This window comes from Janthinobacterium sp. GW821-FHT03C08 (assembly GCF_059420905.1).
On the sequence record NZ_JBWKUP010000009.1, the window covers coordinates 177,763 to 190,680 of the forward strand.

The following is a 12,918-nucleotide window of genomic DNA, read 5'->3' on the forward strand; positions in this document are numbered from 1 at the left end:
GCCCTGTTTGCGTTGATGACCTGCTTAAATATTAGACGCTGAGCATCATCAAACTGGCATTGCCGCCGGCTGCCGTCGTATTCACGCACAGGGCCCGCTCGGCGACGAGGCGCCACAGGGGGATGACACCCTCCTCCGTGGTGGCGATGGTGCCCACCAGGGCACCTTCCCGGGCCGCCAGCGGCGCTTTGAGCTGGCCATCGAGGCTAGGCTCGATCATGGCGATCTGGAAATCCTGTTGAATGGATGCAAGATCATGGATGACCTGGATGCGGTCCTTCAGCGCGGCCGGCAGGTCGCCGGGAATCAGGCCAGCCGATTGCGCCAGCACGAGGGCCTGGTTGCCGGTCGCCAGCACGGCTGCCAGCTGGTTCATCAAGGTGCCGGAGGTGGCTGCCGCGCACAAGATCGTGCCGCGCGGGGCAAAGCTCAGGGTATTGCGTTCGCCCGTCGGGCCCGGCAAGACGGTGGTGCTGCCCAGCAAGGTCGTACGCGCGTATTCCTGCGCCAGCTGCTGCACCTTGTCGTGGCCATGCATCTTGGCCCACACGGTCAGCGCGTCGAGCGCTGGCGGCGCCTGGCGCTGGTGCTGCGCGTCGGCCGGCGCATTGCGCTGCAGGCGCTTCAGGTACAGGGGGCCGCCCGCCTTCGGTCCCGTGCCCGATTTGCCTTCGCCGCCGAAGGGCTGCACGCCGACGACGGCGCCGACGATGTTGCGGTTCACGTAGATATTGCCCACGTGCGCGCGCTTGGTGATGAAGGCGATGGTTTCATCGATGCGCGTATGGATGCCCAGGGTCAGGCCGTAGCCGCTGTCGTTGATCGATTGCACCAGTTGCGGCAGTTCAGCCCGCTTGTAGCGGATCACGTGTAGCACGGGGCCGAAGACTTCGTGCGTCAGCTGCTCCAGCGACTTGATTTCCAGCACGGTCGGCGCGACAAACGTGCCTTTCACGGTCGGCAGGTCGAGCGAATAGTGGTCGAGGGCCACGGTTTTCATCTTGTTGATGTGCGCCAGCAGATTGCCTTGCGCTTCCGCATCGATGACGGGGCCGATATCCGTGGCCAGGCGGTCAGGATTGCCAACGCGCAACTCCTGCATGGCACCTTTCAGCATGTGGATGGTCTTGTCGGCGATTTCCGCTTGCAGGAACAGCACGCGCAAGGCCGAGCAGCGCTGGCCGGCGCTGTCGAACGCGGACGACATCACGTCCTGCACCACCTGCTCCGGCAAGGCGGAGGAATCGACGATCAGGGCATTCTGGCCGCCCGTCTCGGCGATCAGGGGCAGGTCGATGCCTTCGGCGACGGCGCGCGCGGTCAGGTTGCGGTTGATCAATTGCGCCACTTCCGTCGAGCCCGTAAAAATCACGCCTTTGACGCGCGCATCATTGCACAGGCCGGCACCGACCACTTCTCCGCTGCCGGGCAAGAATTGCAGCGCACCGCGCGGCACGCCCGCCGCGTGCAGCAATTGCACGGCGCGGTGGGCGATCAGCGGCGTTTGCTCGGCCGGCTTGGCCAGTACCACGTTGCCGGCCGCCAGGGCGGCGGCCAGCTGGCCCGTAAAGATGGCCAATGGGAAATTCCACGGGCTGATGCAGGTCACGGGACCGAGCGCCAGGCTGTTCGGCGCATGTTCCACCTGTGCCGCGTAGTAGCGCAGGAAGTCGACGGCTTCGCGGATTTCCGCGATGGCGTTCGGCAAGGACTTGCCCGCTTCGCGCACGGCCAGGGCCATCAGCTCGATATGGTGTTCCTCGAACAGGTCGGCGGCGCGCTGCAGGGCTTGCGCGCGCAGCGACGGTTCCGTCGTTTGCCAGTCCATGGCGTAGGCGCTGGCGCTGGCCAGGGCCGTTTCCACGTCCGCCGGACCCGCTTCCATGACCTTGCCGACGAGATCGTCGTGCTGGGCTGGATTGTGGATGGCATGCGTGGGCGCATTCAGGCTGACGGCGCCGTCGATCAGGGGACCCGCCTGCCATTGCTGCTGCTGCGCCAGGCCGGCGGCCAGGGTGCGCAAGGTGTCCTCGTTTGACAGGTCCAGGCCGGCCGAGTTCTTGCGTTCGCTGCCAAACATGTCCAGCGGCAAGGGAATCGACGGGTGCGGCAAGCCGCCCTGCAGGCGCGCCTGTTCCAGCGGATCGCGGATCAGGCTATCGATGGCCACGCTTTCGTCGACGATCTGGTTGACGAAGGACGAGTTGGCGCCGTTTTCCAGCAGGCGGCGCACCAGGTAGGCCAGCAGGGTTTCGTGCGAGCCGACGGGGGCGTAGATGCGGCATGGCTTGTCGAGGTTGGCCGGGCCGACGACCTGGTCGTACAGGGTCTCGCCCATGCCGTGCAGGCACTGGAATTCGTAATCGGTGATGCCGTCGCGTTTCGCCCAGGTAAAGATGGTCGACAGGGTTTGCGCATTGTGCGTGGCAAATTGCGGGTAGATCAGGCCGCTGGCGCCCAGCAGTTTCTGCGCACACACGAGGTAGGACACGTCCGTGTAGACCTTGCGCGTGTAGACGGGATAGCCTTCCTGGCCATCGACTTGCGCGCGCTTGATTTCCGCGTCCCAATACGCGCCCTTCACCAGGCGCACCATGAACTTGCGGCCGCTGCGCTTGGCCAGGTCGATCAGGTAATCGATGGCAAACGGGCAGCGCTTCTGGTAGGCCTGCACCACGTAACCGATGCCGTCGAAGCCGGCCAGGTCCGCATCGAAAGCGAGGGCTTCCATCAGGTCCAGCGACAATTCCAGGCGGTCCGTTTCTTCCGCATCGATGTTGAAGCCGATGTTGTACTGTTTTGCCAGCAACAGCAGGGCTTTGACCTTCGGCAGCAATTCCTGCATGACGCGGGCGTGCTGGGCGCGGCTGTAGCGCGCGTGCAGGGCCGACAGTTTCACGGAAATGCCGGGGCCGTTCTTGATGCCGCGGCCGTTCGACGCCTTGCCGATGGCGTGGATCGCCGTTTCATACGAGGCATAGTAGTTGGCCGCGTCCGCTTGCGTCAGGGCCGCCTCGCCCAGCATGTCGTAGGAATAGCGGTAGCCGCGCGTTTCGTTGTCGCGGCTGTTTTTCAAGGCTTCCTCGATGGTCTGGCCCGTCACGAACTGGTTGCCCAGCATGCGCATGGCCAGGTCGACGCCTTTGCGGATCAGCGGCTCGCCGCCCTTGGCGATGAGCTTGGTCATGGCCGAAGCGAGGCCCGATTCGCTGCTGGTACTGACCAATTTGCCCGTAATCAGCAAGCCCCAGGTGGCGGCATTGACGAACAGCGACGGCGATTCACCCAGGTGCTTGCGCCAGTCGCCCTTGCTGATCTTGTCGGCGATCAGGCGGTCGGCCGTTTGACTGTCGGGTATACGCAACAGCGCTTCGGCCAGACACATTAATGCAACACCCTCTTCCGAGGACAGCGAGAACTCATGCATCAGTGCATCGACACCGGACGCGCGTGTGCGTTTTTGGCGCACGTTCGAGACGAGGCGGTGCGCCAGGGCCTGGCCTTCGGCCGTCGTTTCGGTGCTGCTGGCGCGCACTTGTTGCAACAGCCACTGCACGGCCGAAACCTCGTCGCGCCTATAGGCGGCAGTGATGGCGGCGCGATGTGGCGTCGCTTCGGGCAGGATTTCCGCCTGGAGCGCAGCAAAGGGAATCGGGGTAAAAGCCGAAGGGCCAGCAGGGTGCATAGGGACTCTTTACAAGGAAAAATGGGACGAAACCTGCGGTAATTTTTGCTCTTTTTTGGTGCAAAAAAATACAGAAAGTCGAACGTTAAGATGATTCGATTGTAAAGGGGATTCTTATGGATTAATTCTGGTAATACAGAGGACTAGCAATAGATAGTTTTTGATGCGACAATTTAACCAAATAATATTTATATGGGGGTGATTCGCATGCTGGACAAGATCAGTAAGAAAATCTTGATGGAATTGCAGAGTGATGGACGCATCAGCAACGTGGAACTGGCCGCGCGCGTGAACCTGTCGCCGGCCGCCTGCCTGGAGCGCGTGCGCAAGCTGCACGAATCGGGCTACATCATGGGCTATACGGCCCAGTTGAACCCGCAGCTGCTCGACGTCTCGTTGCTGGTGTTTATCGAAGTCGTGCTCGATCGCACGACACCGGAAGTGTTCGACGCCTTCAAGCATAGCGTACAAATCATTCCAGAGGTACTGGAATGTCACATGGTGGCCGGCGGTTTCGATTACCTGGTCAAGGCGCGCGTCAAGGATATGGCCGCTTACCGCGAATTCCTGGGCAAGACGCTGTTGCAAAAAGGTGTGCGGGAAACCCACACTTATGCCGTCATGGAAGAGGTCAAAAACACCACCAAATTGCCGATTAAGTGACCCCGGTGTAGTGCTGCCGTTTTTCTGATTGAGCTATCGGAACAAATGTTGTAGGGTAGAACCACAATTCTGCCATCCGGTAGCCGCCTGAAACGACGCGCAGACGCCAGTTCAGGGTGCAAGGCGGGCAATCGTGCCCATCCGCATACGGTTACACCCCCTTCTCCACGGGAGGGGGACGGGTTCTCGCAGCGGGGGACAAATGAAGCAGTTGCAGCATCAGCTGGTGCGTTTCTTTGTATTCACGATCCTGGCCATGGCCGTCGCCTGTTGCCTGGTGTATCTGCTGCTGGCGCTGGGCGGCGGCGCATCTCCCTATCTGATTGCCTGCGTGGCCGCCGGCACGGGCGCCGCATTGCTGGCGCTGGCCAGCCGCCCCCGCGGCGACACGGGCTTGCAGCAGTTCACCGACACGGTGGGCCAGGCCATCGACGCCATCATGATCGGGGCGGCGGAAACGTCGTATTTTGTTGACTCCGTCAAACAGAAGGTGGAACTGGACGTGCAGACGGCCAGCGACATCGCCGACAGTTCCGGACAGAATGCGGTCATGACGGAAAAGATCGCCGCCAATGCGGAACGGGCGGCCAAAGTGGCCGCCGGCGTGCGGCAGGAAAGCGTGGCGGCGCGGGCCGAAGTGGACCAGGGCTTGCGGCGCATCAATAGCGCCCGCGAAGAGGCGCAAGGCGCGTCCAGCACCATGCTGAGCCTGCAGGAAAAATCCAAACGCATCACGGGCTTCACGGAAGCCATCTCCGATATTTCCGCGCGCACCAATCTGCTGGCGCTGAATGCCGCCATCGAGGCCGCGCGCGCCGGGGAACACGGGCGCGGCTTTGCCGTGGTGGCCGGGGAAGTGCGGCAACTGGCGCAGCGCACCAAGGAAGCGTCCGATGAAATCAGCGTGATGGTGCGCGAAATCAATGAACAGGCGGAAAAAGCCGCGCGCGGCATGGGGGCACTGGCGGCCGGCGTGACGGAAGCGGCGCGCAATGTGGAAAGCGTGCATGCTTCGCTCAGCCATATCGAGGAATCGTCGGGCGTGTCCGAGGACGAGATCGGGCAGATCGCCCGCGCTTCGCGCGAGCATGTCGACACGACGCAGGTGATCGCCGATGCCATCGAGAAAATCCGCGACAGCATGCTGTCGACCAACGCGGAATTGCCGCGCGCCACGCAGTCGGCGATGGCCCTGGCCGAGCGGGCCGAAGTGATCGCCGGCGCCCTCGGCGAGGCGAGCGTGGCCACGCCCCACGACGAAATCCGCGAGGCCGCCCAGCGCGCCGCGCGCGAGGTGGGCAAATTGTTCGAGCACGCCATCGCCTCGGGCCGCATCACGCGCGAAGCCCTGTTCGACCGCCACTACCGGCCCATCCCGAACACCAATCCGCCCAAGCACAACACGCAGTTCGACGCGTTCACGGACAAGGTGCTGCCGGAGCTGCAGGAGGGCGTGCTGGCCGCCCTGCCCCACCTGGCGTACGCGGGCGCCGTCGACAACAATGGATACTTTCCAACGCACAACAAGAAGTTCTCGCAGCCGCTGACGGGCGACTACGCCACCGATATCGTCAATAACCGCACCAAGCGCATCTTCAGCGACCGCACGGGCAAGCGCTGCGGCAGCAATACCAAGCCGTTCCTGTTGCAGACGTACAAGCGCGACACGGGCGAGGTCATGCACGACTTGTCCGTGCCCATCCACGTCGAGGGCAAGCACTGGGGCGGGTTTAGAATTGGTTATCGCTCCAGCAGCCATGCATAGCAAAACGCCTGATGATTACTCATCAGGCGTTTTTTCTGGTGCTGGCAGATCATTTATTCAATATGCGGCTTCGGCGCCACGCCGCCGCCGGCCGCCGTGGCCGAGCGCAGGGTGGGCGTATTCATTTCTTCCAGGTGGTTGCGCAGCCATTTGTGGGCGGGGCTGCGGGCGTCGCGTTCGTGCCACAACATGTCCAGGTGGACAGCCGGCAAGGTAAACGGCAAATCCTTGTACAGCAGGGACTCCGTCATGCCCGTCGAGGCGATCAGGTGGCGCGGCAGGACGGTGATCAGGTCGGAATTGGCGACGACGCGTCCGGCCGTGAAGAACTGGTTCACCGTCAGCAAAATGCGGCGTTCGCGGTGGATCTGCGCCAGCGCTTCGTCGACGAGGCCGTGGGCGCGGCCGGAAAAGCTCACCAGCAGGTGATTCGCCGCGCAATAGTTATCCAGGTTGAGTTCCACCTTGGCCAGCGGATGGCCGCGCCGCATCACGCACACATACTTGCCGGAATACAGGCGCTCATGGCGGATGGGTGAGCTGGTGTCGCTCGACAATTGCGCCGCCACGCCGGGAAAGAAGCCCACGGCCAGGTCGATGTCGCCGCGCAGCAGCATGGGGCGCGGCTCGCGCGTGGTCAGCGGCATCATGCGCACGTTGACGCCCGGCGCTTCCCGTTCGATCGAGCGCATCAGCGAGGGCAGCCAGAACGCGGCCGTGGCGTCGGCCATGGCCATGCGGAAGGTGGCGTGCGTCTTCGACACGTCGAAGGTTTCCGGCGTGACGGCCGCTTCCAGGCTGGCCAGGGCCGAGCGCACGGAAGGCCACAGGGCTTCGGCGCGCGGCGTGGGTTTCACGCCATAGGCCGTGCGGATCAGCAATTCGTCACCGAGGCTTTCGCGCAGGCGCTTGATGGCGTTCGATACCGCCGGCTGCGTCATCGCCAGGTGGCCGGCTGCGCGCGTCAGGTTTTGTTCCGTCATGACGGCGTCGAAAACACGCAGCAAGTTCAGATCCAGCGTCAGAAAACTCATGGAAAGCCCAGATAAAAGTTGAATTCGAAGAATTAGTCAGGAGTGTAAACCGCGCCGGGCACGAATATTTTCACTCGTAAAAAAATATTACAGTTTTCCATTCACGATTCATATAATTGGTATCAGGAAATGGAATTAGATTTATATGTTGCACTGCACTATAGTACTGGCAAATTCTATAATGCACTGGAACAGTATGTCTACCTTCGCCTCCGCCCTGTACGCAGTATCCGCACCCGTGCTGGAGATTTCCCTGCTCAACGCCCTGCAAATCGTGCTGGTGATCGTCGCCGCGGGCGCCTTCGCCCTGCTGTTCAAGCCCTTGCTGGTGGGCATCGCCCGCGCCATGGTGCTGGTGGTGCGTCCCAAGCTGAGCCGTGAAGAGCGCCTGGCGCGCCAGCAGATGCGCGAAGCGCAGGCGCTCAAGCGCACCCTGGGCAAGATGGATGGCGTGTCGCCGAGCAATGCCGCCGAACTGCGCGCCCTGTCGACACGCGCATAAGCTCGCTGTTACGGAAAGACCAGCCGGTGTGCGCACCGGCTTTTTTTACGCCTGCGTTGTTGCCTACGCCATGTCACCCAGCAAGTGGGCGCGCAGCTGGGTATCGGCCGGATGGGCGCCGATCCAGATTTTCAGCAGCGCATTGTAGAAAGCCAGCTCGGGCACCTTGTCGCCCAGCTGCTTGCCGTTCAGCTTGCATAAGGTACCTTCGTCCGGTAGCCAGTCGACGGTCAGGATGTCGCCCTTCTTCAGGCCCGGCACCATGGCGAACATGGCGCCGAACTGCATCGTCTGGCTCAGCAGGCGCGTGCGGTCGGCCTGGTCGGAACTGCGGTTCAAGCCCTGCATGAAGGCTAGACCCAGTTCGTCGGAGGTGATGTCGCGCAGCATGACGATCTCGAGACGGCGCGGCCCGGGCAGCGCCAGGATGTCGGCCAGCTGGGTTTTCTTTTCCGGCAGGTACAGGGCGATCGTGTAGACCTTGAAGATGACTTTGTAGCGCACGCCGGCGCCGTTGAGTTTCAATTCGCGGCTGGCCAGCTGTACCGTCTCGTCCAGCCTGACGCCGCCCACCTCGACCGCCAGCGCTGCTTGCGCCAGGGCAGCGCACAGGCAGGCGGCGGCCAGGGAGCGGCCCAAACGGGATGTGCTTATTTGCATCTTCTGCCTCCGTAGAGAAACTTGTGCTGTGGATAAGTTCGCACAAGCACACAGTGTAGAACAGTTGGCAGAAGCTGGCGCCACGCAGACGTGGCGAGAAAGAAAGGCTTAGGGTTTGGCGGCAGGCAGCTCGGCCTGCAGGCGCTCGTACTTGGCCATCAATTGCTCCGGCGTCTCGCGCCAGGCGGGATTGAAGGGGATGCAGCTGACGGGGCACACTTGCTGGCATTGCGGCTCGTCAAAGTGTCCCACGCATTCGGTGCACTTGTTGGGATCGATTTCGTAGATTTCCGCGCCCATGTAGATCGCGTCATTCGGGCACTCGGGCTCGCAAATGTCGCAATTGATGCATTCGTCGGTGATCAGTAATGCCATGATTTCACTCTTACTTATTGCGATGATGCAGCGTTGGCGGCAATCTTGTTTTGCAGCCAGCGGTTCACCGAGGGGAAGACAAACTTGGAGACGTCGCCGCCCAGCGCCGCGATTTCACGCACGATGGTGCCCGAAATGAACTGGTACTGGTCGGACGGTGTCAGGAACATGGTTTCGACATCGGGCAGCAGGTAGCGGTTCATGCCCGCCATCTGGAATTCGTATTCGAAGTCGGAGACGGCGCGCAGGCCGCGCACGATGACCCGCGCTTCGTGCTTGCGCACGAAATCCTTGAGCAAGCCGGAAAAGCTTTCCACCTGCACGTTCGGATAGTGGCCGAGCACTTCGTTGGCGATTTCCAGGCGTTCGTCGAGCGAGAAAAACGGTTGCTTGTTCTTGCTGTCGGCCACACCGACGATCAGCTTGTCAAACAGACCCGATGCGCGGCGCACCAAATCTTCATGACCGCGCGTGAGCGGATCGAATGTTCCTGGATAAACGGCTACAACCATTGCGGCTCCCTGATGATGCACCAATATAGACGCGCATTATGCCTGAAAATGGTGCCTCGCCCTGGGCCGGGGCGCCGTTTTAGCCCTGTTTTGCCTGTTTTATAGGCAGATTCAGGCTGTTGCCGGCACTTTGTTGTAAGTTAGCAAATGATAATAAACGGTGCCCGCCTTGTCGGCGCGGATGACTTCCCACGGCGCCATCCACTCGGGCTTTTCCAGTGCGCTGGTTTCATCGAAGACCAGCGGCAAGCCCGATTCCGCGTACACCATGCCGCCTTCCTTGAGCAGCTTGGCGCACAGCGGCAGCACTTTGGCGAGGAAATCCTGCTGGTACGGCGGATCGAGGAAGATCAGGTCGTAACGCTGGCCCCGCGCCGCCAGGCCTTGCGCCGTCAGCAGGGCGTCGCCGCGCAGCAGCTGGACATTGTCGGCGCGCAATTTGGCCTTGTTCTCTTCCAGCTGGCGGATCACGGGCGTGTGCGTGTCGACCATGGTGACGGAGGCCGCGCCGCGGCTGGCCGCCTCGAAGCCCAGGGCGCCGCTGCCGGCGAACAGGTCCAGCACCTGGGCGTTGGCCCAGTCGCCATCGCGCAGGTGGTTGATCCAGTTGAATACGGTTTCGCGCACGCGGTCCGGCGTGGGGCGCAAGCCCAGTGCCTGCAAGACAGGCAGCACGGAGCGCTTCCACTGGCCGCCGATGATGCGCACCTGGTTCGGTGGCGGCGCGTGGTGGACGGGGACTTTGGCGGGTTTCTTAATTTTCTTTTGCATGGGCATTTAAAACGCCTGACAAAACCATAGCGAGCGGCAGTGCGTTGTGGCTCAGAAGCGCAGCTGTGCGAAGGCACAGTGAGCATCGCAGGCCGCAAATCGCGACGCGCAGCAGGTTTTGTCAGGCGTTCCATTTCTTCAATTCGATGGCGGCCACTATAGCATATGGCCCCCTCCCCCCTGCTGGCGCTGCCTCGCTATTTGGCTTGTGTGGCCAGGGAATTGAAATCGTCGATCCAGCCCTGCATGCGCTTGACGGCATGGGCTTTCTGCGCCGGCGTGGCAATCTTGATCACCGTCAAGACCATCTGCGCCGTGCTGTCTTGGTAAGCGTCAAAGAAGGCCTTGCGCTCGGAGTGCTCCAGGCGCTCGAAACTGTCCTTGATCAGGGTCGTGATCAAGGCTACGGTGACGTCCTTGCCGAGCTTTTCCTGCTGCACTTTCTTGACCAGGTTCAACACATTCTGCTGGCGCCGCATGCGTTCGTCGAGCCAGATCTCGTTGTTCAGCGGGCGCGCGTCGGACGCCTTGCGGATGATGGCTTCCTGCTCGCTGCTGAAGCCGCCGAACCACAGTTCGAACTGTTCCATGGCTTTCTTGTAGCGCAGCTTCTGGCGCTTGTCCTGGTCGCCGCTCAGGTATTTTTTGCGGTAGTCGTCATTGTTCGACTTGAACTTCTTTTCCATCTGCGCGATCTGCTCGGGCTTGAGCGAGCGCGCCAGGTCGGCCAGTTCCGGCGCGGCCCTCAGCAGCAGCGTCTGGGTACGGTGCTTGATCTCGCCGTAATCGGCCAGCAAGTCCGCCTGCGTGATATTGCCCTGCAACTGTTTCTGCCCCGTGCGCAGGATGTCCACGTAATCCTTCAGCTGCGTCTTGCGGTGCCAGTCGAACAGCTTGTCGATGTCCTCGCGCACCCAGCCCTTCTGGTCGCGGTCCAGGTCGACATAGGCATTGAGCCACCAGTACAGCACGGTGTCGCCGTTGTTGTAGGCCAGGCGCAAGCCGCTGCAGCCGGCCATGATGACGAGCAGGATGGCCAGCACGGCATAAGTAAAGCGCCGGAACGGCGTGGAATACGGGGCCTGCGTGTTAAACTTTTCCATATTCTTAACTTTTAAAAAATTACGGTCTATGAACGTTGTCATTCTCGCCGCCGGTATGGGGAAACGCATGCAGTCGGCCCTGCCCAAGGTACTGCACCCGCTGGCTGGCAAGCCGCTGCTGTCGCATGTGATCGATACGGCGCGCACGCTGGCGCCGTCCCGATTATGCGTGATTTACGGACATGGGGGCGCTGCGGTGCTGAAGTTGCTCGACGGTTACAAGGCCAGCCATGGCCTGACCCTCGACGCTGCCGAGCAAACGCAGCAGCTGGGCACGGGCCATGCGGTGCAGCAAGCCGTGTCCCTGCTCGACGAGTCGGTACCGACCCTGATTTTGTACGGCGACGTGCCGCTGACGAGTGCCGTTTCCCTGCAGAAGCTGGTGCAGGCGGCCGGCAGCGACAAGCTGGCCATCCTGACGGTGGAACAGGACGATCCCTTCGGCCTGGGCCGCATCGTGCGCGACAACGGCGCTATCGTGCGCATCGTCGAGGAAAAGGATGCTACGCCAGCAGAGCGCGCTATCCGCGAAATCAACAGCGGCATCATGGTCGCGCCGACCGTGCCCCTGAAGAAATGGTTATCGGCCTTGTCGAATAACAATGCCCAAGGGGAATATTATCTGACCGATATCGTCGCCCAGGCCGTCGCCGATGGCGTGGCCGTCACTTCGGCCCACCCGGCCGCCGTGTGGGAAGTGGCTGGCGTCAACAGCAAGGTGCAGCTGGCCCAGCTCGAGCGCATCCACCAGAACAATATCGCGCAAGCCTTGCTGGAGCGGGGCGTGACCCTGCTCGACCCGGCCCGCATCGACGTGCGCGGTGAACTCGTTTGCGGCCGCGATGTCACCATCGATGTCGGCTGCGTGTTTGAAGGCAAGGTGGTGCTGGGCGACGGCGTGCGCGTGGGCGCCAACAACGTCATCATCAACGCCACGGTGGCCGATGGCGCGCACATCAAGCCGTTCTGCCACATCGAGGATGCCGTCGTCGGCGCCGCGTCCCTCATCGGCCCCTACGCGCGCCTGCGCCCCGGCACCGTGCTGGCGGAAGACGTGCATATCGGGAACTTCGTCGAAGTGAAGAACAGCCAGGTCGCCGCGCACAGCAAGGCCAACCACCTGGCCTACATCGGCGACGCCACCATCGGTTCGCGCGTCAACGTGGGCGCCGGCACCATCACCTGCAACTACGATGGCGTGAATAAATTCCGCACGGTCATCGAAGACGACGCCTTCATCGGCAGCGACAGCCAGCTGATTGCTCCCGTTACCGTGGGCAAGGGTGCCACCCTGGGCGCCGGCACGACCCTGTCGAAAGATGCGCCGGCAGGCAAGCTGACCATTTCACGCGCCAAGCAAGTGACCATCGACGGCTGGAGCCGTCCCGTGAAGCTACCGAAGTAAGCGGGCGCATCGTCCGGCAGGCATGACGCCGCCAGCCTTTCCGGGCTGGCGGCGTTTTTTTACGCCTGCCAGACCCCTTCCCCATCTGTGGGTAAGCCTGTGGAAAGCTTGCGTATAAGACGGGATAACTTGGCCATTTGGATATCTGCCGTTGCCACCCCGATTTTTGCAGTGTGGATAAGCATGTGCACAAGCCTGCGCACAAGTCATGGACAAGCTCGGTATAAGCCTTGTATAAGCGCTGGACAAGCCGTGGAAAAGCCGGGATAAGTTTTTCCTCCCGTCACCTAATGCCCAAGAAAGAGCCGACTCATGTCAGTAAGAAATCACCCTGCCGTGTGAATACCTGGCAATGTGGATAAGCCTGTGAGCAAGGCGTGAATAAGCGAGGAATAACTTGCAAGTCATTGTATTGTCAGTATATTTTTACAGGATGTGCGTCT

General features: G+C 61.7%; 11 protein-coding genes. 4 read left to right on the plus strand and 7 right to left on the minus strand.

Annotated features, from left to right (window positions below):
* Positions 1–31 precede the first annotated feature (31 nt).
* Positions 32–3,685 carry a trifunctional transcriptional regulator/proline dehydrogenase/L-glutamate gamma-semialdehyde dehydrogenase gene (gene putA / locus AC07VL_RS14840; protein WP_494806543.1) on the minus strand — a complete coding sequence of 1,218 codons (3,654 nt, stop codon included), beginning with the start codon at positions 3,683–3,685 and terminating at the stop codon, positions 32–34.
* A 207-nt stretch (positions 3,686–3,892) separates the two neighbouring features.
* Between putA and AC07VL_RS14845 the strand changes: the two genes are divergently transcribed.
* The gene (locus tag AC07VL_RS14845; RefSeq protein WP_010393827.1) at positions 3,893–4,348 is read left to right on the plus strand and encodes an Lrp/AsnC ligand binding domain-containing protein; all 456 of its coding nucleotides are present in this window, start codon (positions 3,893–3,895) and stop codon (positions 4,346–4,348) included.
* A 202-nt stretch (positions 4,349–4,550) separates the two neighbouring features.
* Positions 4,551–6,113 (plus strand): methyl-accepting chemotaxis protein, encoded by a 1,563-nt coding sequence (locus AC07VL_RS14850; protein ID WP_494806544.1) that lies wholly within the window; start codon positions 4,551–4,553, stop codon positions 6,111–6,113.
* 53 nt (positions 6,114–6,166) lie between these two features.
* Here AC07VL_RS14850 and AC07VL_RS14855 read toward each other — a convergent pair whose 3' ends face one another.
* Complete coding sequence (locus AC07VL_RS14855) at positions 6,167–7,147, minus strand: LysR family transcriptional regulator (protein WP_071325928.1); 981 nt, start codon at positions 7,145–7,147, stop codon at positions 6,167–6,169.
* Positions 7,148–7,343: 196 nt separating this feature from the next.
* On the opposite strand from AC07VL_RS14855, the gene AC07VL_RS14860 reads away from it, so the two are divergent.
* A complete protein-coding gene (locus tag AC07VL_RS14860) occupies positions 7,344–7,649 on the plus strand; it encodes a hypothetical protein (RefSeq protein WP_290601919.1) in 306 nt (101 codons plus the stop codon).
* Between the two features lie 63 nt (positions 7,650–7,712).
* Here AC07VL_RS14860 and AC07VL_RS14865 read toward each other — a convergent pair whose 3' ends face one another.
* From AC07VL_RS14865 to AC07VL_RS14885, 5 genes are all read right to left on the minus strand, one after another.
* Positions 7,713–8,309 carry a chalcone isomerase family protein gene (locus AC07VL_RS14865; RefSeq protein WP_494806545.1) on the minus strand — a complete coding sequence of 199 codons (597 nt, stop codon included), beginning with the start codon at positions 8,307–8,309 and terminating at the stop codon, positions 7,713–7,715.
* A gap of 108 nt (positions 8,310–8,417) precedes the next feature.
* Positions 8,418–8,684, minus strand: coding sequence for a YfhL family 4Fe-4S dicluster ferredoxin (locus tag AC07VL_RS14870; protein WP_494806546.1), 267 nt, complete (start codon positions 8,682–8,684; stop codon positions 8,418–8,420).
* A 14-nt stretch (positions 8,685–8,698) separates the two neighbouring features.
* Positions 8,699–9,196 carry a pantetheine-phosphate adenylyltransferase gene (gene coaD, locus AC07VL_RS14875; protein ID WP_034752633.1) on the minus strand — a complete coding sequence of 166 codons (498 nt, stop codon included), beginning with the start codon at positions 9,194–9,196 and terminating at the stop codon, positions 8,699–8,701.
* A gap of 111 nt (positions 9,197–9,307) precedes the next feature.
* On the minus strand, positions 9,308–9,967 hold the full coding sequence (rsmD, locus tag AC07VL_RS14880; RefSeq protein WP_494806547.1) for a 16S rRNA (guanine(966)-N(2))-methyltransferase RsmD: 660 nt from the start codon (positions 9,965–9,967) through the stop codon (positions 9,308–9,310).
* Positions 9,968–10,164: 197 nt separating this feature from the next.
* Positions 10,165–11,070 carry a DUF6279 family lipoprotein gene (locus AC07VL_RS14885; protein WP_494806548.1) on the minus strand — a complete coding sequence of 302 codons (906 nt, stop codon included), beginning with the start codon at positions 11,068–11,070 and terminating at the stop codon, positions 10,165–10,167.
* Positions 11,071–11,098: 28 nt separating this feature from the next.
* Here AC07VL_RS14885 and glmU point away from each other — a divergent pair, with 28 nt between their 5' ends.
* Positions 11,099–12,475 (plus strand): bifunctional UDP-N-acetylglucosamine diphosphorylase/glucosamine-1-phosphate N-acetyltransferase GlmU, encoded by a 1,377-nt coding sequence (glmU, locus tag AC07VL_RS14890; protein ID WP_494806549.1) that lies wholly within the window; start codon positions 11,099–11,101, stop codon positions 12,473–12,475.
* Positions 12,476–12,918: the final 443 nt, after the last annotated feature.